The sequence below is a fragment of the Blautia coccoides genome (assembly GCF_034355335.1).
Classification (GTDB): domain Bacteria; phylum Bacillota; class Clostridia; order Lachnospirales; family Lachnospiraceae; genus Blautia; species Blautia producta.
The window spans coordinates 5,130,205-5,150,451 of sequence record NZ_CP136422.1 but is presented as its reverse complement, the minus strand read 5'-3'; the positions used below and the strand labels follow the sequence as shown (position 1 = coordinate 5,150,451).

19 protein-coding genes are annotated in these 20,247 nt (G+C 45.7%); 11 read left to right on the top strand and 8 right to left on the bottom strand.

What is annotated here, in order from left to right; all coding sequences use genetic code 11:
• Positions 1 to 51 precede the first annotated feature (51 nt).
• Both BLCOC_RS23165 and BLCOC_RS23160 read right to left on the bottom strand, forming a co-directional pair.
• On the bottom strand, positions 52 to 207 hold the full coding sequence (locus BLCOC_RS23165; RefSeq protein ID WP_018593020.1) for a hypothetical protein: 156 nt from the start codon (positions 205 to 207) through the stop codon (positions 52 to 54).
• A gap of 110 nt (positions 208 to 317) precedes the next feature.
• Positions 318 to 1,520, bottom strand: coding sequence for a coenzyme F420-0:L-glutamate ligase (locus tag BLCOC_RS23160; RefSeq protein WP_115623490.1), 1,203 nt, complete (start codon positions 1,518 to 1,520; stop codon positions 318 to 320).
• 340 nt (positions 1,521 to 1,860) lie between these two features.
• Between BLCOC_RS23160 and BLCOC_RS23155 the strand changes: the two genes are divergently transcribed.
• Positions 1,861 to 2,241, top strand: coding sequence for a PadR family transcriptional regulator (locus tag BLCOC_RS23155; protein WP_029467807.1), 381 nt, complete (start codon positions 1,861 to 1,863; stop codon positions 2,239 to 2,241).
• A complete protein-coding gene (locus BLCOC_RS23150; protein ID WP_115623489.1) occupies positions 2,177 to 3,607 on the top strand; it encodes a DUF2812 domain-containing protein in 1,431 nt (476 codons plus the stop codon). Before BLCOC_RS23155 ends, BLCOC_RS23150 begins: the two co-directional genes overlap by 65 nt.
• Positions 3,608 to 3,725: 118 nt before the next feature.
• Here the strand turns inward: BLCOC_RS23150 and BLCOC_RS23145 are convergent, their stop codons facing one another.
• The 5 genes from BLCOC_RS23145 to BLCOC_RS23125 all read right to left on the bottom strand — a co-directional run bounded on the left by BLCOC_RS23145 (position 3,726) and on the right by BLCOC_RS23125 (position 7,915).
• Positions 3,726 to 4,484 carry a polysaccharide deacetylase family protein gene (locus BLCOC_RS23145; protein ID WP_115623488.1) on the bottom strand — a complete coding sequence of 253 codons (759 nt, stop codon included), beginning with the start codon at positions 4,482 to 4,484 and terminating at the stop codon, positions 3,726 to 3,728.
• A gap of 119 nt (positions 4,485 to 4,603) precedes the next feature.
• A complete protein-coding gene (locus BLCOC_RS23140) occupies positions 4,604 to 5,608 on the bottom strand; it encodes a uroporphyrinogen decarboxylase family protein (protein ID WP_115623487.1) in 1,005 nt (334 codons plus the stop codon).
• A 45-nt stretch (positions 5,609 to 5,653) separates the two neighbouring features.
• Positions 5,654 to 6,844, bottom strand: coding sequence for an MFS transporter (locus BLCOC_RS23135; RefSeq protein WP_115623486.1), 1,191 nt, complete (start codon positions 6,842 to 6,844; stop codon positions 5,654 to 5,656).
• A gap of 20 nt (positions 6,845 to 6,864) precedes the next feature.
• Positions 6,865 to 7,311 (bottom strand): hypothetical protein, encoded by a 447-nt coding sequence (locus tag BLCOC_RS23130; protein ID WP_115623485.1) that lies wholly within the window; start codon positions 7,309 to 7,311, stop codon positions 6,865 to 6,867.
• Positions 7,304 to 7,915, bottom strand: a complete 612-nt coding sequence (locus tag BLCOC_RS23125; protein WP_115623484.1) for a GTP-binding protein — start codon at positions 7,913 to 7,915, stop codon at positions 7,304 to 7,306. Before BLCOC_RS23125 ends, BLCOC_RS23130 begins: the two co-directional genes overlap by 8 nt.
• A gap of 323 nt (positions 7,916 to 8,238) precedes the next feature.
• Between BLCOC_RS23125 and BLCOC_RS23120 the strand changes: the two genes are divergently transcribed.
• The 6 genes from BLCOC_RS23120 (at position 8,239) to BLCOC_RS23095 (ending at position 16,630) form a co-directional block, all read left to right on the top strand.
• Complete coding sequence (locus BLCOC_RS23120) at positions 8,239 to 9,696, top strand: PucR family transcriptional regulator (RefSeq protein WP_115623483.1); 1,458 nt, start codon at positions 8,239 to 8,241, stop codon at positions 9,694 to 9,696.
• Positions 9,697 to 9,847: 151 nt separating this feature from the next.
• Positions 9,848 to 10,885, top strand: coding sequence for a LacI family DNA-binding transcriptional regulator (locus BLCOC_RS23115; RefSeq protein WP_115623482.1), 1,038 nt, complete (start codon positions 9,848 to 9,850; stop codon positions 10,883 to 10,885).
• A gap of 411 nt (positions 10,886 to 11,296) precedes the next feature.
• Positions 11,297 to 12,331 (top strand): 5-dehydro-2-deoxygluconokinase, encoded by a 1,035-nt coding sequence (gene iolC, locus BLCOC_RS23110; RefSeq protein WP_115623481.1) that lies wholly within the window; start codon positions 11,297 to 11,299, stop codon positions 12,329 to 12,331.
• Between the two features lie 132 nt (positions 12,332 to 12,463).
• On the top strand, positions 12,464 to 14,395 hold the full coding sequence (gene iolD / locus BLCOC_RS23105; RefSeq protein WP_018593000.1) for a 3D-(3,5/4)-trihydroxycyclohexane-1,2-dione acylhydrolase (decyclizing): 1,932 nt from the start codon (positions 12,464 to 12,466) through the stop codon (positions 14,393 to 14,395).
• A 185-nt stretch (positions 14,396 to 14,580) separates the two neighbouring features.
• Positions 14,581 to 15,366: a 5-deoxy-glucuronate isomerase gene (locus tag BLCOC_RS23100; RefSeq protein WP_029467816.1), complete on the top strand. Its 786-nt coding sequence runs from the start codon at positions 14,581 to 14,583 to the stop codon at positions 15,364 to 15,366.
• A 112-nt stretch (positions 15,367 to 15,478) separates the two neighbouring features.
• The gene (locus BLCOC_RS23095; protein ID WP_029467817.1) at positions 15,479 to 16,630 is read left to right on the top strand and encodes an iron-containing alcohol dehydrogenase; all 1,152 of its coding nucleotides are present in this window, start codon (positions 15,479 to 15,481) and stop codon (positions 16,628 to 16,630) included.
• 87 nt (positions 16,631 to 16,717) lie between these two features.
• Here BLCOC_RS23095 and BLCOC_RS23090 read toward each other — a convergent pair whose 3' ends face one another.
• A complete protein-coding gene (locus tag BLCOC_RS23090; protein ID WP_165907172.1) occupies positions 16,718 to 16,855 on the bottom strand; it encodes a hypothetical protein in 138 nt (45 codons plus the stop codon).
• A gap of 244 nt (positions 16,856 to 17,099) precedes the next feature.
• On the opposite strand from BLCOC_RS23090, the gene BLCOC_RS23085 reads away from it, so the two are divergent.
• From BLCOC_RS23085 to BLCOC_RS23075, 3 genes are all read left to right on the top strand, one after another.
• A complete protein-coding gene (locus BLCOC_RS23085) occupies positions 17,100 to 18,035 on the top strand; it encodes a substrate-binding domain-containing protein (RefSeq protein ID WP_115623480.1) in 936 nt (311 codons plus the stop codon).
• A gap of 199 nt (positions 18,036 to 18,234) precedes the next feature.
• On the top strand, positions 18,235 to 19,626 hold the full coding sequence (locus BLCOC_RS23080; protein WP_018592995.1) for an MFS transporter: 1,392 nt from the start codon (positions 18,235 to 18,237) through the stop codon (positions 19,624 to 19,626).
• A 3-nt stretch (positions 19,627 to 19,629) separates the two neighbouring features.
• Positions 19,630 to 20,241, top strand: coding sequence for a cytidylate kinase-like family protein (locus BLCOC_RS23075; protein WP_115623479.1), 612 nt, complete (start codon positions 19,630 to 19,632; stop codon positions 20,239 to 20,241).
• Positions 20,242 to 20,247: the final 6 nt, after the last annotated feature.

The window sequence follows — 20,247 nt, the reverse complement described above, 5'->3', positions numbered from 1 at the left end:
TCCAAACTCAGTAAAAATCTGAGTTGAGGAATCCTTTTCATATTCAGGCATTTATCTGCCTTCTGACTCTGCCACGATATCTTCCAGAACTTTTATCAGATCAGGAAGGGACTCTAAATGAACATTTCGTTCCAGAATACAGTTTTTCAGATCAACGGACAGAGTTTCAAATTTGTCCCGGATTGCCGGGGATATATAGGATGCCATAAAATCACCTCAGCAATAGGATGTGTCTGAATGGAATAAAATATGCGGCACAATGAAAAAAACGGGATTCCAGTCAGCGAAAGACTGGAATCCCGAAATTTTTATATCTATTACTCTTTTGTATAATTATCAAAGTACCCCTGGATATAGATAATAGGCGTACCTTTATCTCCGGAACCGGAAGTCAGGTCAGCCAGGGAGCCAAGCAGGTCTGTCAAGCGTCTGGGAGTAGTGCCCTGAGTTACCATAGTACCCTTTAGATTTTCTGCTTTTTCATCTTTTTCCTGGATATAATTCTTGATGGCCGTTTTTAACTCATCACCGGATAAATCTGCAAAATCATTATCTGCCAGATATTTCAGTTTTACTTCATTGGGCGTTCCGTTCAGACCGTCTGTGTATGCTGGTGAGACAACCGGATCAGCCAGTTCCCAGATTTTGCCTACCGGGTCTTTGAATGCGCCGTCACCGTAAATCATGACTTCCACATGCCTGCCGGTTTTTTCCAGAATGGATTTATGTATGGAATCAACCATTTCCTGACAGTGGATGGGGAAGAGCTTTATGGTATCTTCTGTGGCCTTGTTGGAACCGAGAAGTCCGTAGGAGTCATTGTATCCGCTTCCGTCAATACTGTGTGTCATGATATCATCCAGAGCGTAAACTTTTTCTGCACCGTTGGCGTTCAGGATGCGTTTGGTGCGTTCTCTGCTGTGGATATCGCAGGTGAGAATGCTTTTTGTATAGTCCAGGATTGCTTTAGGATTATTGGCAAAAATAATCTCCACTTCAGCACCGCTCTCACGGATCACATTTTTATAATAGTCCACATAGTCAACACCGGTAAATACGTGTTTTTCGTATCCGAACAATTCTCTGTATTTTTCTTCTGAAAGTACATCTGTCCAGGGATTGACACCTTTTTCATCCATGACATCCAGATCTACAAGATGATTGCCTACTTCATCGGAAGGATAACTCAGCATGAGCACGATTTTTTTACAGCCTTTGGCAATTCCTTTCAGACAGATAGAAAAGCGGTTCCGGCTAAGGATTGGGAAGAGGACACCGACAGTGTCATCACCGAATTTTTCGTGTACATCTTTGGCAATCTGTTCCACACTGGCATAGTTGCCCTGTGCTCTGGCAACCACTGCCTCTGTGACAGCGATCACATCTTTATCGCGAATCTCAAAGGGTTCGCTTTTTGCGGCTTCCAGCACGCAGTCCACTACGATTTCCGACAGGTTGTCGCCTTCACGGATAATAGGAGCGCGGACGCCGCGGGATATGGTACCTACCATTTTAGACATTATGATATTCCCCCATTTTTTCATTTTCGTGGACATTGCCACCATTACTATTCTAAGGTTTGTTGGTAAAATAAGCAAGTAAATCCTGACATAATGCGACAAAAAAATTGTGTTGAGAGGGAAAGCTTTTCAGTTGACAATATCGTTATACGATATTATAATGAAAATAAGAAATATCGAATATCGATATTATAGAAACTAAGTAATTTATCCGGTAACGATACAGCAGGTCCGGTTCAAACACACTCTAGAGAACTGTGAAGGACTGAGGAGTTACCACATCCATAAGTATAAGAAGGCCATAGAAGCGGGCCGTATAAGGTTAAGGGAGGGAACAGGCATGCCCAGAGAACAGTTTCAGAGTCTGACAGAGCCTATGTATTACATATTGATGTCACTTCAGGAGGAGTGCTGTGGTGTGGATATTATGGAAAAGGTGAAAGCTTTGTCAGGCGGGCGTGTACAGGTGGGACCCGGAACCCTGTATACACTTTTGGCAAAATTTCAGGAGGGAGATATCATAGAAGAAACAAGACAGGAGGGGCGGAAAAAGTGGTATCGGATCACAGAAAAAGGAAAGGATACCCTGAAGAAAGAGTACCGACGTATCCTGGCTATGGCCAGAGACGGGGCCGCCGGATTGGAGGGGGATAAGGATGCTGTATTGGAGATGGAAGGGATTTGGGATTCTGGATACTCCGGCAATGGAGTATTTCTTTGAAAAAATGGCAGCACGGGGATGGATGCTGAGAGATGCTGTGGGTAGTTTTTGGGGATTTGAGCGGCAGACTCCCAAGAAGGTAAAATTTTCTGTTGTCATATTGAAAGAAGTTTCTATGTGGGAGGGAAGTGAGAACGAAAAGTCAAAAGAGTTTCAATTCTACTGTGAGAGTGCAGGGTGGCATTTTGTGTGCGCGGAGAAATGCAGACAGATTTTGTGGAGTGGAGACAGGGATATTGTTCCGATAGAGACAGACGAGGCACTTAAGATGGATGCGGCAAAGGTGCAGTTCCAAAAACAGGTGGCAGTCACTATGGTTTTGGGCGTATTGTGGATATTGTGCTATTTTGGGCCTGCGCTCATGGGGGGAATGGGGCTGGCCGGATATTTGCTGGAGTCATTACTTGAAACAAATGCGGGGATTCTGGTGTTATTCTGCATGCTGTATCTCTTTTTAAACGGTTTGGCCGGTGTGGTTTCTTATCAGGTCTGGAATCAAAGGGCAAAGAGAGATCTGCAGCGAAAAAAGCCTGTGAGATACAGATCCTATCCTCTCTTTATGGTCAAAGATATTGCCGGGAAAGCCTTTTGCCTTCTTCTTGGCGTGCTTTTTTATACGACGGTGGTGCGCAGTGCTGTACAGAACAGGGATTGGAGAGCACTGGCAGGTATGCTGTTGTTCTTAACTGTATATGGGAGTCTGAATTTATTTATGTGGAGCAGAAGAAAAAAGGGATTTCGGTGGAGATACCTTCTGCTTGCCATGGCAGCTATAATTATTATGGCTGTCGGATTACATAAAATCGACTCGCTTGCATCTTTAGAACCTCCCAAAGAGGACTCCTGGCTGATCGGGATGGGGCCATTCTTACAATGTTCGGAACTTTTTGCGGAGAACAAAAGCACAGGAAATGGCAAAACGGATAATAATGAGATTCTAAATGCATATCATTCGAGAAGTGGCAGTATTTTGCTGGAAAAGGAAAGCTACCGCACATTTCGGAGTGGCGGATGCAGAGATGAATTCTCTTATACTTTATACAGATCCGGGTATAAAGGGGTTCTGAATTATGTCCGGAAATTGTCAGAGAACCACCGTAATTATAAAGAGGAAGGCGGCTATTGGGACGGTTCCATATACATACAGGGATATTCATATCAGGAAAACGGTTATACTGACCAGAAAACGGCAGGTGGGTCCACAGGGGAAGATGAGAAGTCGGAAGAGACTTACCGGGTATCTGTTTTAAGAAACGGTCCTTATATACTGATGATCCGGTACAGGATTCACGACCAGAGCATAAGTAAGGATGTTGTTGACAGCCGGGCGGCTGAAAAAATGAGGGAGCTGCCGGGGATACTATAATGTGCAGCAAACAACCGGGCCGCGGTGGATCTTAACAGGTATGGCGCGGCAGCTGGAAAAAACGGCGTATAGGGAATAGAAAGTTTTTTTCTATTGCTATACGCCGTTTTTACGGCATTCAGTCAGGTATCTGACGTCCTTCATGATCCATGTGATAATTGTCTTTATAGATGAGCTGTGAGATAGGGACAAACTCATAGCCCTTTTCCTGCAGTGTGGTGATTAGGGTGTCCAGCGCATCTTTTGTGTATTTGGCGCCGTTATGGCAGAGGATAATGCTGCCGTTGCCCAAGTGGGAGTCCTCCGTAACTCTTTTTATAATGTCATCAGCGCCGTAATCTTTCCAGTCAAGAGAATCCACATCCCACTGTATCGGGTAGTAATTGTTGGCAAGAGCATTTTTGACCACGCCATTGTCATAGTCTCCGTAAGGAGGACGGAACAGGAACATGTTATAACCGGTCAGCTCTTTGACTTTGTTGTGTACAGACATAAGCTCCTGGGTTTTTTTCTCATCGCTGAGTTTTGTCATATATTTGTGATTTTCGCTGTGGTTGCCCAGGTCATGTCCCGCTTCATAGATCTTTTTTACATCGTCGGGGTAGCTGGAGATCCATCCGCCGGTCATGAAAAAGGTGGCTTTTACCTGGTGTTTTGCCAGGATATCAAGAAGAGCGGATGTGTCTTGATTGCCCCAGGCAGCGTCAAAACTGATGGCGATCTGCGGCTTGTCAGTTTGTACACAGTAGATAGGAAGCTCACGGCTTCCCGCTGTGCTGCTGACGGATATGGCATTTGGCAGGTATGTGACGGCACAGAGTACAAGGGCGCCACAGAAAAGCAGCGTTATGGCTGTGTTGAGAAGCTTCTTTAGCATGGCAGACCTCTGAAATAGATGTTGTTTACATCATATGCCGCCCCAAAGGAAAAAAGAACGGGGCAGACAGGGAAAGGGCTGTGCACCCTTTATATAGCGCACAGCCCTGAAGTCAGAAATTACTTTTTATAGAAGTTTCTGCCGTAAGAATCGTATTCTTCAGTTATCCAGCGGGCTTTGGCTTTGATTGCCTCGTCATCCGGTGCGCCGTATGTGCTTGCCCAGAATACAAATCCGCCTCCCGGCGCAAAGGAATCTATGCATTTACGGACCTCAGCTCTTATGATCTCCTCCGGGGTATCCGGCCAGCCGGCAGGGCCTGAGGAGTCCCAACAGCCTTCCAATACCAGGCGGTTTCCATATTTTTTCTTGATCCCGGCCAGATCATTCATGGTTTGAGCGGGGTTCCATGCGCAGACACCAAAGTCAAGCCAGTCTTCTATGAAATCCTCACATCTGCCGCAGTCGTGCATATCAATGGGGATTCCGGCCTCCTGTGCGAACTTCGCTTCGCTTGCATGGAAAGGCTTTATCATCTCCCGATACATATCTACAGATATAAACGGGTTGGTTGCCGTTGCCGTATCGTCTGTGATCGCCCAGACATCAGGTTTGTAATAATCCCTGACCTTGCTGCATATCTGGAGATAGAATTGATTCATGTACTCAAATAGTGCCATGACTTCTTCCGGCTCCTCCAGCATCGCACAGAGTCCTTCGGTGAATCCCATGAAATTCATAAGCTGCTGGAAATATCCCACATGTATGGTAGCAGTAACGGATGTCTGCGTCCGGTCAACCTGTGCCAGATCTTTCTTTGCCATGGTTTCCCAATCAATATGGGAGATATCGGGAGCCTTGATAACATCACGCCAGCGGCAGATATCATCAAGTATGAAGCGCCCCGGTTTGGGAAGAGACATATAGCCGGTTTCCTTTGTTGCCACGTATTCCACGCCCCAGACATCAAAACCGCCCATGGGAGTTTTGCGAGCATTCAGAAATCCCGGACCGATCCAGGCTGTGGCCGGAGCATGTCCGGGGGATGGAATAAGCAGTCTTGGTATCCATTCTGGGGTTTCGCCCCGCAGAGTCATTAAATAGTTATCTTTTTCGGTTAACATAATACTACCTCCTTTGTGTAAATGGATTCTATAGGGTTTATCTGCTCAGGCCTGTGATACCTTTTTATTACCGCCGGTGACTATGATATATATGACAGCGCCCAGGACCAGGCAGAGCGTAGAGAACGCGGTGATCTTCCACTCAGCTCTCAGTACATTTAAGTTCAGCAGCTTTTTCACTCCGTTTATCAGGTAGGGAGAGAGAAACTGCCCTAATCCTACGCAGCTTGTGTAAATGGCAATTGCCTGGGAACCAAATTTAGGCTTTGCAGCGGTGCCCGCAATAAGCAGATTGTAAGTTGGATTATAAAAGCCAAAGCCAAGACCAAAGATTGCCCCGCACATAATAAACAGAGGGAAATTCTGGGCAAAGCAGAGAATAGCCAGAGCCAGCCCCACAAGTCCTGTGGAGATCACGGCCATATACCGCTGTGTTTTTTTGTGAAGACTTCCGAAGATCAGGCCGGCTATAAATGCAAATATAGTATTGGTGGATGCAACCATAGATACCTGACTGGCGCCACCGATATTCTCTCCGGTTATGACAAGAGACAGCTCTACATTAAAAGACATCATACACGCATTGAAAAATACGGCAAAGAGAAGAACATAGAAGGTTTTCTTAGTATACTTTTTTTCGCCTGCTTTTGCCGTGGAACTTTCTTTTTTTATAGGCTCATTGGATGGGCAGCAAAACAGAACCAGGAGAGCTACCGGGATCGCGAACAGATAACCAAAGAATGCGTACCGCCATCCAAAGGAGGTCAGCCAGCCGCCCACCATAGTGACAGCCGCACCGAATAATGCGCCAAATCCTGCCCGGAAACCCAAAAGCCGGGCTTTTTCTTCGCCCTCATATAACTGCTGGATGATCGCATTGGCCAGCGGGAATACAGTACCGGACCCCATGCCATAGATGACTCTCATAATAAGGATAGCAGGCAGATTGAACACAAAGTAAGTTCCGAAACCTGCAGCAAACATAAGGGCGGCACAGCCGATGACGATTTTCTTAATTGGGAAGATCTGTATCAGCTTTCCGGACAGCAGGGAGCAGACGATCATCATAAGTGACGGGATGGTAGAGAATAGTTTGACGGTTGTGATATCATACTGTGGAAATTCTTTGACCATGTAGGCAAGAGATGATGCATTGATCGTAGCCAGATACAATAAGGTACTGACAGACAATACGGCCACAGTATTCATTAATGTGTATTTTTTCTTTTCTGCCATAGTGATTTCCTCCCTTGTGATCAGATGGAAAATAAGGGACTGCTGTCCAGTGCTGACTCTACGATCTGTGCCAGGGTATTCTTGTCTATGCAGAGGGCAATGACCGCAGCATGTATTTGTATGTTAGGAGACAAAGCCTCCTTTTTCATGGCTTCCGTATCAGTGAGTGATATTATGATCACCTCATTGCGTTCCATAGATGCTTTGATATGTCCGATAATGCCGTTTTGCTCCGTAATATCCCGGGCAATATTTTTAAACAGTTGTTTCAGCAGAACCTCTGTCTGCCTGGCGTCCTTACAGGCCTTCCATTCCAATGAAATGATACTGGCGTCATCCTGCTCATAGGCGTTCAGGGTAATCATCGTGTTATTTATACGACGAGATATGGATGCTTGCTCATGATGGTCGTGGGAGTGACTGTGGTAGTCATGTACGTGTGTGCCTTCGTGGGAAATTTCATTCATTAGGATCACCCTCCAGTATAGAATCCCAAATATAGTGGGATACGGGCTGACTTGCAGATGTCTGAAAAATTTTTGGAGTTTTGTTTATAGCTTTTATCTGCAGTTCGATTTTTTTCAGTGTGTCCGGACTGACCAGATCCATCTTATTGATGAGTACAGTGTCAGCATTAGTCATTTGTCCTGTTATTAATTCGTGAAGCGGCGTAAAGAGACGTTCCCAGCGTGAAGCGTCAGCGACAATGCATATTCTGGAAGAGAGATTCATACTGTCAGCCAGATTTTTTTGGATCAGATGGGGATAGGCAAGGCCGGTAGTCTCCAGGATCAGCCATTGTGGCTGAAGCTGCTTTTCGATATTGCTGACAGATGACAGCAGTTCTCCGGATAAGGTACAGCAGGCGCAGCCTGAAAACAGGTTTTCTACCTGATATCCGTTTCCGCGAAGCAGTTTATCGTCAATTCCCTCCTCCCCAACTTCATTTTCCAATATCACAACCTGATACTTTTTATCGCCTGATAAATGCTCGGTCATGTAATAGGCAAGCTGCAGCAGAAGTGAGGTCTTTCCGGAACCAAGAAATCCTCCCAGGATCAAAACTTTCATTGTGATTCACCCCTTTTTACATTAGATGAAATGATTCGAGAGACTGTGCGCGCAGATTTCTGAATTAATTAAATTATAAAATGAATTGATAGATAAATATAGAAGATGAACGCACAAAAAATAGAAAAAATATAGCAACTCTTTAGTGTGATGAGCACAAATTAAAATGCGGAGTCGAATTATGTATTTTTTTGTTGATTTATGGTATGATTTACCATAGAGTGCGTTTGAAAATTGCTTCTGGAAGACTGCATGGCGTAATAGATTTTTAAACACGCTCCGAAATTCCATAATTCCAAAGCTTTGATAGGGGGCGGGTATCTATGAAATTAAGTATGCATATGATCGCAAACAGGATATATTTTCTTGATATGGAGTTAAATCTCAGTGACAGTGATCCGCCGGTTTTGAAAAGTGCCAGGCTTGTATATGCCACAGACTGTGCATATATCTATGCCAAGGGCAAGGATACGATATGTGAGGCCGAAAGCGGCAGTATAAGGCTCAGAGATGTGAATCTGACGGAGGGATTTGACATTATCCAGAGTGTGTTTGATTTTTATGACGATTGGCAGCAGAATATCCTTGATCTGGCTGCCCAGAAGTCTTATCAGGATTTGGTGGATGCCTGTTTTCGCGTTTTCCACAATCCCATGATCATGTTTGACGCAGACTGTAAGGTGATGGGAATAAGTTCTCAGTATGGGGAAAATGATGTGGACAGGGAGTGGGCTTATCTGTCACGATACGGATATTCCTCCATCCAGGCCCTGGAATATATGAAATCTTACTACCCGGACCATGATTTTGAACATGAGAAGATCCTGCCGTTTCATTTTAAAGGCACAATTCTCAATTGTGAGGGGATCACAGGTGCTTTGATATATCAAAATGAATTTTTCCTGAGGATCAATGTGATAGAAAAGGAACGGGCATTGAACTATGGGGATTATCAAATATTGGAGATGCTTTTGCATATTATGTACCAGAATCTGGAAAAACGTGATACAGAGAAGGAAAAGGGTGAAGAAAACTCTGTATTCCACAGCCTCCTGAACCAAGAAGCTGTAGATAAAGAGAAGCTGGCCAGAAAACTTCATTATGCCGGCTGGGAAGTGTCTGACGAATACCAGTTGATCCTGGTATGGGCAGATAAAAAGGAAATGTCTGCGAAAACGGCTGAGGTCATGCGCACTACGCTGATGAACATGTATCCTGAGGGCAGGATCGTGGGCGGGGAGAAAGGGTTTATTCTCATATGGAACCTGAGTAAATGCGGAGATTTCAAAAGGGACCGCATTCAGCTTCTCTTTAAGCAGACAGAAGCTGATGTGAGCATGAGTCTGAGAATGAAAGGAATCTATAACTTATCGCATCTATACCAGCAGGCAAAATCTGCTTTGGATATGAGAGAGCTGTTTTCCGGGGAGACAGACGGCATTTTTGATTTTTATGAGGCGGCTGCAAATTATATCCTACTGTCCGGAGACCTGGAGGAAATGGTGTATGCCTGTCATCCGGACGTTCGGAAGCTGTGGCTGAGAGAACAGGAGGAAAAGGATGGACTGTTTCCCACATTCTCTTCCTATCTGAAACATGAGCGGTCCGTGCTCAATACCTCACAGGATGTGTTTATACATAGAAATACCTTATTATATAGAATAAAGAAGATCAAGGACTGTCTGACATCCGATTTGGATGACACGTATACCAGGAATTATATGCAGATCTCTGTTATGGTCTTGGAATTATATCAAACGCTGCAGAAAAATAAGTCTTAATTTTAAATATACTGCTTGTAAAAACGCGTGCAGAAGATTATAATAGAAAAAAACGCGTGCTATATTGAGAGGATTCGTGTGTTTTGCGTGCGAATGTTGAAATGCTTGTTTTACATTTTCTATTATTATAAAAAAATTCCGGAGGCGGATCATGGCGGGTACAATACAACAGATTGCAGAGCTGGCAGGGGTGTCACGGGGAACTGTGGACCGGGCTTTGAATAACCGGGGGAGGATCAACCCGGAAGTGGCAAAAAAAATAGAGCAGATTGCTGATGAGATCGGATATGTGCCAAAACACAGGAAAAAGGCTGACGATACAGTAAAACAGGCCGGCAGGGGAAAGCGGGTTGGAGTTGTGACACAGTTGTCCCAGTCCTCTTTCATGCTGCAGGTCAACAAAGGGATCAGGGATGCGTCAAAAAAGCTGGCGGACCAGGGCATTGAGGTGCTTGTAAAGGAAAACGCATCCGTGGATGAGGCAGAGCAGATGCAGGCCATCACAGAGCTGGAGGAAGAGGGAATTGACGCACTGGCTGTCATGCCGGTGGATTGTGACAATGTCAGGGTTAAGTTAAATGAGCTGACCGAGGAGAAGAATATACCGGTTGTCACTTTTAATTCTGACATTGTAGGGACAAAAAGATGCTGCTTTGTGGGGCTTAACAACTGGCAGAGCGGACAGACAGCGGCCGGCCTTATGGGATTGATGATGCGGGGTAAAGGAAAGGTGCTGGTCATTACCGGGTACTTTTCCAACAGCGCAGGCAGCCGCAGGGTAGACGGCTTTGTGGAAGAGCTGAAGAAAAACTTTCCGGAAATGGATCTGGTGGGGGTGCAGAGCAGCTTTGATCATACAGATGAAGTGGAGAAGATCATCGTAAATGCTATGTCGGCATTTCCGGATCTGGAGGGCATCTTTGTCGCATCCGGCGGGCAGGCCGGGGTTAAAAAGGCTTTTGATAAGCTGGATCTTCATAAACGCCCGTATGTGATCATCTATGACCTGACACCTAAAAATGAAAAGGCGCTTTTAGAGGGGACCGTGGATTTCCTCATTGATCAGGAGGGATATGACCAGGGATACCGGGCATTATCCATACTGTCGGATATGCTGAGAAGAGGCAGAATGCCGGAAAAAGAATACATGTACACAGAAATCAATATAAAGACAAAATACAATCTCTAGCCGGTTCGGATATAAGACTGGTGCAAGACAGAGAACATGACAGTCAACAATACTGTATAGCCGGGGGATTCCCGGCTTTTTCTATTGTGCAGAAAAGTTCTTTGGACAGGATGCGCACTGCGCACAAGGGGAAAATGACTGGAAATAGCTGCGTTTTGGGCCGAAAATCCCGTTTGTCAGATTTGAGTCTGACTAAAAAGCACATGAAAAGCACGCAGGAATTATTGTGAAAATGCAACAAATCCGCGCTATAAAATTGTGCACAAAATAGAAAGGTTGTGAAAATAAAAAAAGTGCTTGCACATTTGATGTGCGTGTGATACTATAAAAGCACAAAAGGAAAGCACGTAAAACGCACACATAAATAAAAAGCACGCAAACATGGATGGAAAAAACAGGAGGAAAGTTTTTATGAAGTATGTAGAATTTGATCAGAGCAGACCATTGGATTTGGTATTACTGGGCCGTGTGGCAATCGATTTTAACCCGGCTTACAATGACCAGGTAAAAGAGGAGTTCAAACCTCTGAAGAAAGTCCATATGTTTGAGAAGTTCGTAGGCGGTTCACCGGCCAACATCGCTGTGGGTGTTACAAGACATGGAATGAAGGCAGGTTTTCTGGGAAAAGTTTCTGATGACCAGTTTGGTGACTATGTAGTGGATTATTTCGATGAGCAGGGTATTGATACCTCACACATTACAAGATGTACCGGCGGTGAGAAACTGGGCCTGACATTTACTGAGATGTTATCCCCAAAGGAAAGCAGTATCCTGATGTACAGAAACTGCATCGCTGACTTACAGCTTCATGTGGATGACATTGATGAAGAATACATAAAAAAGACAAAAGCAATCCTGATCTCTGGAACAGCGCTGGCAGAGAGTCCTTCCAGAGAAGCGGCGATCAAAGCAGTGCTTCTGGCAAAGAAGAATAATACAAAGATCATATTTGACATTGACTACAGGGAGTACAACTGGAAGAACAGTGATGAGATAGCCATCTACTATTCCATGGTAGCAAAAGAAGCTGACATCATCATGGGCTCCAGAGAAGAGTTCGACCTGACAGAAAAACTGATCCAGCCGGGCATGACAGATGAAGAGTCCGCAGCACTGTGGCAGGGCTACAATGCCAAGATCGTTGTTATCAAGCACGGTATGAAAGGCTCCACGGCATATACCTGTGACGGACAGAAATATTCCATCAAACCGTTCCCGGTTGATGCCAGAAAAGGCTTCGGCGGCGGAGACGGATACGGTTCCGGTTTCTTATATGGACTGTACCAGGGATGGGAAGTGATCGACTGCCTGGAATTCGGTTCCGCAGAGGCTTCCATGATGGTCAGAAGCAACAACTGCTCCGATTCTCTTCCGGGACCGGATGCGGTGCACGCGTTTATCAAAGAAGAAAAAGAAAAATTTGGCGAGATGATCGCAAGAGTATAATAAGCGTCATAGCGGTTACAGAAATCGCTGACATAGATACTAACATAAACACTGACTGCGGGGCGGGCCGGGAGTTCCCCCCTCGCCCATGTGGCAGGCAGAGCCTGCCCGGTAAATGAAAGGAGATTAATCATGGCAAAGACAACAAGAATGACGGTTGCACAGGCTATCGTTAAATTTTTAGATAATCAGTATGTATCCATGGATGGTGTGGAGACAAAATTCGTGGAAGGTTTCTTTACCATCTTCGGACACGGCATTGCAGTGGGTCTTGGAGAGGCGCTGGATAGTGATCCGGGACAGTTAAGGGTTATGCAGGGAAGAAATGAGCAGGGCATGTGCCACGTGGCAACAGCATTTGCAAAACAGAACAACAGAAAAAGCATTATTCCCTGTGCTTCATCCGTAGGACCTGGAGCTGCCAACATGGTGACAGCCTGCGCGACTGCCACAGTGAACAATATCCCGCTTCTGGTATTCCCGGCAGATACCTTTGCCTCCAGACAGCCTGACCCGGTTCTGCAGCAGTTAGAGCAGAGCAGCAGCCTTGCTACAACAACCAACGATGCATTTAAACCGGTGTGCAAATACTGGGATAGGATCACACGTCCGGAGCAGCTTATGACAGCACTGATCAACGCAATGCGTGTTCTGACAGATCCCTCTGAGACAGGCGCGTGCTGCATCGCCCTTCCTCAGGATGTAGAGGGAGAATCTTATGATTACCCAGATTATTTCTTTGAGAAACGTGTACACAGGATCACACGTCCTGTGGCAGTGGAAGAAGAGCTGGAAGATATAGCTGAAGTGATTGCAAACGCAAAGAGACCTCTGCTTATTGTAGGCGGCGGTGTTAAATATTCTGAAGCCGGTGAGACAGTTGAAAAGTTCTGTGAGGAATTCCATATTCCGTTTGGCGAGAGTCAGGCAGGAAAGAGTGCATGCCAGACAAGCAATCCTTACTGTCTGGGCGGTATCGGTGTGACAGGAACCCTGGCATCCAATGTCATTGCAAAAGATGCCGATGTGGTGATCGCAGTAGGTTCCAGACTCTCCGACTTTACCACAAGCTCCAAACACTTATTCAGAAATGAAGACGTAAAATTTGTTACGATCAACAACAACAGATACCATGCATATAAGATGGATGCTGTAAAAGCTATCGGTGATGCAAAAGCCACAGTGGAAGCCCTGGCTGAAAAGCTCCGTGCAAAAGGATATGTTTCTTCCTACAACGGAGAAATCGAAGCTGCCAAAGAGGCATGGGACAAAGAGTGGGATCGTTTGGCCGGAATCGAGTACACAGGCGATGACTTTGAGCCGATCATCAAGGCAAGAGACCCGAGAACGGTTCCTGAGTTCGTGAAACTGACAAACGGTAAGATCACACAGACCGCAGCCCTGGCTGCTATCAATAAAACCATTGATAAAGACGCCACCATCATCACAGCAGGCGGTTCCCTGCCAAGCTGTATGCAGCGTATGTGGAGAACAGATAAGAGAGGCGGATATCATGCGGAGTACGGCTATTCCTGCATGGGATACGAGGTGGCTGCCACTCTCGGTGTAAAATTTGCTGAGCCGGACAATGAAGTATATTGTGTAGTAGGTGATTCCAGCTTCCAGATGCTTCACAGTGAAATCATGACGATCATGCAGGAGAGAAAGAAAGTAAACATCTTAGTGTTCGATAACTGCGGATTCGGCTGCATCAACAACCTGGAGATGAACCATGGTATCGGCAGCATTGCCACAGAGTTCCGCTATACAGACGGCAAGAAGCCTACCGGTGATCTGATTCCTGTAGATTACGCGAAGATCGGTGAGGGTTATGGCCTGAAGACTTACACCTGCAAAACCATCGCTGAACTGGTTGACGCTCTTGAGGACGCAAAGAAACAGGATATTGCCTGTCTTTTTGACCTGAAAGTTATTCCGAAAACCATGACAGACGGCTATGAATCCTGGTGGAACGTAGGCATTGCCACAACATCTGACAAGGACAGCGTAAAGAGAGCATGTGAAGGCGTTATGACAGGACGTAATGAGTCCAGAGCTTATTAATTTAATATAAAAACAGGATGCCGCACGGACCCATCCGCTCTCAACACTGCAGCCATTTCCTTAGCTGGAATGGCTGCGACAGTGCAGGGAAATCGGGCCGGTGCGGCAAAACCAGATGCTGCAGTTGGAAGATTAGACGGACTGCAGCGGCATAACTGTATATAAGACAAGGAGGATATTTAGATATGGGAAAAGTGTTCGGATACCCGGAGTTTGACGCAAACGGTGAAAAAATTCTTACAACCTATGACAATGAATACAAAGACATGATGATGGACATCCGTGTTTACCGCATGAAAGCCGGCGAGACCAGATCCTTTAAAAGAGACGGCGAAGAGACAGCGGTACTTCTGCTCTTTGGAAACATCACCTATGCATGGGAAGACAGCAAAGAGACGGTCAGCAGAAAAGACGTGTTCACAGAGGGTCCCTGGTGCGTCCATGTGTGTACTGGAACTGAAGTCAGCGTGACTGCAGAGGCGGATTCCGAGATCCTTGTGCAGTGCACAAAGAATGATACAGAGTTTGCCGCAAAATTATATAAACCGGAGGATGCTCCCTGGGGATATTCCTGTAAAGGGAAATTCGGCAATGTTGCAAAGAGAAGAGTCAACACTATTTTTGACCATGATATCGCTCCCTGGTCCAACATGGTTTTAGGTGAAGTCCTCAATGACAGGGGAAACTGGTCAGGATATCTGCCTCACAGACATCCGCAGCCAGAGACTTACTACTTTATGTTTGACCGTCCGGAAGGTTTTGGCGCCAGCTTTGTAGGAGATCAGGTTTTCAAAAGCACAGACGGAAGCTTCTCAGCAATTCCGGGGGGCGAACTGCATCCTCAGGCAGTGGCTCCGGGATTCCAGATGTACACCTGCTGGATGATCCGCCATTTAGAAGGCAATCCGTGGCTGCAGACAGACCGCTGTGAAGATGAGCGCTATACCTGGCTGCACGACGCTGAGTTTTAGAATTTAAAGAAAAACAGTTACGATCTGCAGTCCTGCAAAAAGTGCGGTTTGTTGAACAGTATGAAAAACAGGCAATCCATAGAATAGAGAATAAGAAAAGGAGAACACGATTATGGCAAGAGAATTTATCGTACCGGGTCAGATCATTTCCGGTTCAGGTGCATTAGATATGGCAGAGGGAGTATTAAAAGGACTTGGAAAAAAAGCCCTTATTGTCACAGATAAAGTTATGATCCAGTTGGGAAACTGCGCAAAAGTTGAGGCGGCCCTGAAAAATCAGGGAGTTGAATATGCCATTTACTCTGAGATCGTAGGTGAGCCAACAGATACCATGATTGAAAACGGTCTGACATTATACAAAGAGGAAGGCTGTGATTTCCTGGTAGCCCTGGGCGGAGGAAGCCCCATTGATTCCATGAAAGCCATCGGTTCTCTTGTTGTCAACGGCGGATGCATTTCAGACTACATGGGTAAAGTGATCGATGTGGAAGTGCCTCCTATGGTAGCGATTCCAACAACAGCCGGAACCGGATCTGAGGCAACTCAGTTTACGATCATTACAGATACAAAGAAAAACATTAAGATGCTGTTAAAGGGCAAAGTCCTGATGCCGAGCCTGGCGATCATTGACCCGCAGTTCACTATGACCGCGCCGCCTAAAATCACAGCAGCTACAGGTCTGGATGCCTTATGTCACGCGGTGGAGGCTTACACATCCAGAAAATCACAGACACTTTCCGATACCTTTGCTGTGTCAGCAGTAAAACGTATCTTTAAATATCTGCCGGCTGCATTCAAGGATGGCAGCAATGAGGAAGCCAGAGTACAGATGTCTGTGGCAGCTCTGGAGGCAGGTATTGCCTTCAACAATGCCTCCGTTACCATTATCCACGGAATGAGCCGTCCGATCGGTGCTCTGTTCCATGTAGCTCACGGCCTTTCCAATGCCATGCTGTTAAAAGAGTGCCTGACATTTGCCCTTGAGGGAGCTTACGACCGTTTTGCAGAACTGGGACGCACGGTTGGTGTTGCAGTAGATACAGATTCTGACAAAGAGGCAAGTGAAAAGTTCCTTGCTGCTGTGGAAGCTATCACAAAAGAGCTGGAAACTCCCACATTGGCTGAGTTCGGCATTGACAAAGATGAGTTCTTCAAGGTGATCGACAAGATGGCTTTTGATGCAATGGATAGCGGAAGCCCGCAGAATACCATGAGAGAAGTTACTGAGGATGATGTGAAACAGATTTATAGAAATTTGTGGTAATTTAATAGATGTAAGCAAGCTCCAGGACCGGGGGGTTACCGGTTTCTGGGGCTTTTTGTGTGCGGACGGAAGTGAGCGGGAGAGGGCCTAAGGAGGGAGAAACCTGTGAGCGAAGCGTTTCGCTGCCATGGAGCTAACCAGCTCCCAGTTACTAAATTCATCGGCAATGGCCTCTTCATTAAGTAACTGGGGCAGGTGGATCTCCCTGGCGCTCCACTGAGACATCGCTCGCAGGTTTCTCCCTCCTTAGGCCCCCTCCCGCTCACTTCCTGTTCTTCACTGGCCATAGTGTTTTTGGGTGTGGTAGAAATGGATAAAAAGAATAAAAGGGAAATGTAATGTTTTTTACTTGCTGCAAAGAAGACCAGGGTTGTAGGGGGATACAAATACTCTGTGTTCATATGGTGTTGTAAGAAATGGTGGAAAATGTTAAAATTAGGTCAGAAAAAACAGGATGAGGGAATGTGGAATGCGAAAGAGTGTGGGAAGGCTTTTGCTGGCAGTTGTGTGTTTGTTATGTATGAGCGGCTGCGCCGGGAAGGATGTGAAGGAACCGGAGAGGGAGTTTATCATAGGGGTGGTGACAAAATCCAGGAACAGTGAATATTGGATGTCTGTCAATGCCGGTATGGAAAAGGCGGCCAAGGAGATGAATGTGAAAACAGTTATCCTCTCCCCGGATACAGAGACGGATAAAAAGATACAGAAGAAAATGATACGGGATCTGCTGAAAATGAAGGTGGACGCTTTGGCTGTGTCTCCTATTGATTCTAATGACAATCGGGATTATTATCTGCAGGCTCAGGAACTGGGGATTCCGGTATACTCTTATGACACGCCTATTGCGGATGTGGAGGTGCCCTATATTGGCATTGACAATGAAAAGGTAGGGTATGAGCTTGCCGGGGCTCTTGCTGAAAAGATGGGGCATAAAGGGAACATTGCCATCATCGCGGGCAGCAGGGAACAGACATCCCATGAAAAAAGGATTGCCGGGTTTGAAAAGTATATGGAGCAGGAACCGGATATCCATATAGAGGTGGAGAAGAGCGGATACAGCAACCTGCGGGTGTCCGAACAGGAGATGGAAGAGATTCAGAGCAATTATCCGGATTTGGACGGTATTATGACCACCAGTGCAGTTACAGCGCTGGGGCTTGCTGAGGCTACCAAAGGCAGCGGTATTTACATAGCCTCTGTGGATGACCAGGAGGATGCCATTCGGGCAGTGGAAGAAGGACGCATTACTGTGCTGGGAGCCCAGTCCGGCTATGATATTGGATATGAGACTGTGAAGTATATTGTGAATGATAAAAAGGGGATAAAACAGGACCGGGAAAAGATTTTGGAAACACAAATACTGACCCAGGAAAATGTAGAGGATTATCAGAACCTAAAAAAATGACACAAAAATCAAAAAATAATCCCAGTCATACAGCAGGAGACGGGACTGTGCTAAAATATGGGAATATTTTTAGGACCATATAAGAAAAAACGTGAAAATAAAACTAAGAAATCTAAAATTTCTATTACTAGGATTTTCCCTGCAAAAAGGTAAAATAAAATCATCAAAAGGATGATTTAAAGAAAGGCAGGGAAACAAAATGGGAAAAGAATTAGCACAAAAAATAACCGGAGGAAAGCTGTCGTGGGGAACCAGGCTGTCTTATGCCAGCGGTGATGTGGCGTGCAACGTTGTGTTCGGAATGATCGGTACGCTGCTTACACTATTCTACACAGACTATGTGGGGATCAGCCCGGCTACCGTAGGTTTGATGATGCTGTTGTCAAGACTTTTTGACGGTGTGTCTGACCTGATCATGGGCGTTATCGTGGAGCGCACCAATTCCAGATGGGGAAAATCAAGACCGTGGATCCTCTGGATGAGCGTACCTTTTGCGTTGTCAGCAGTTTTGCTGTTCACAGTACCGCACACCACAGGTCTGCTTCAGTTCCTCTATCTGTTCGTAACCTATAACTTCTGTACAACCGTATGCTACACAGCAATCAATCTTCCTTACGGAAGTCTCTCAGCCATGATGACCAGAGTTTCCTCTGAAAGAGATATGCTGAGTGTTGTCAGAATGGGACTTTCTCCCATCGGTAAAATCATTGCTGCAACCTGTACACTTCCCATCGTAAAACTGTTTGGAGATGATCAGGCAGCATGGGTTAAAACAATGTCCATCTGGGCAGTGTTGGCACTGATCCTTCTTCTTGTATGCTTTTTCAAATGTGAGGAGACAGTTCGGATCGAAGCAAAAGAAAAAGCAGCTAAAGTACCTCTTGGAAAGGGATTTGCAGCACTTTTCAAAAACCAGTATTTCTGGGCGGTTCTGGTATTATGGATGGTACAGAGCGTTTCTTTCGGTATTTCAGGAACCATTTTACCGTACTACTGCAAATACATATTTGGAAATGACACATGGATGTACAGTGCTCTTTTCCTTACAGAGACACTGACACTGGTTGCAGGTATCTTCGCCTGTACACCGCTTATCCGCAAATTTGGAAAACGTAATATTGCCCTTGTAGGTTCACTGATCGCACTGGCAGGACAGCTTCTGTTCTTCCTGAATCCCTACAGCTTCCCATGGATGGTTATGAGCTGTGTGGCACGTGCTGTCGGCCTGGCTCCCCTGAATGCAGTTGTATTCGGTATGGTAGGTGATGTAGTGGAATTCGGACAGTGGAAGACACACATCAGACAGGAAAGTCTTATATTTGCCGGCGGTTCTATCGGAACAAAAGTAGGTGCCGGACTTGCATCCGCAGCTATGACAGGACTTCTCTCCCTGGCAGGTTATGTAAGTTCCTCCGTGGGAACAGCAGCTCAGCCGGAAACAGCGCTGAATATGATCGTAAATATTTATAAATTCGGACCGGTTCTGATCGCAGTAGTAGCCTTTGTCACACTGGCACTGTATAAACTGGATAAGATGTACCCGGATATTATGAAAGAGTTGATTGAACGTGAGTCAAGAGGGGAGTTGTAAAATATGAAAGAACGTACATTGATCACCATCAGCCGTCAGTATGGCAGCGGCGGCAAGGAGATTGCAGAGCTGCTTGCGAAAAAAATGGAGGCGCGCTGCTATGACAGACAGATCCTGTATCTGGCAGCAGAGAAATTGGGAAGCTCAGATCTAGATATGGACACTATTCTGGATATGTCTTACAAAATGCCGGACAACAGCATGGGTTCCTTTATGGAAGGCGTGAATTCTCTGGGATACGAGTCGATTCCTTCCTATAATAAAATGTACCGTGAGCAGGCAAAAGTCATCCGCAGGATCGCGGAGAAAGAGAGCGCTGTATTTCTGGGAAGGTGCGCAGATGTGGTACTGAAAGATTTTCCTGAATGTTATAATTTCTTCATCTATGCAGATGAGGAATTCAGGAGAGGGAGAGCCAAAGAATTTTATGGGAATAAATCCATAAAAGAACTGGAAAAGGAAAACAAGACGCGTGAACGCTATTACAACTACTATACAGGCGAGAAATGGGGAGAGCCCCTGAACTATGACCTGATGATCAATACAAGCAGATTTTCTGTACAGAAGGCGGCTGATCTTATATGGGAATATGTGGAGAGCTGCCAAGCTGAATAAAACATG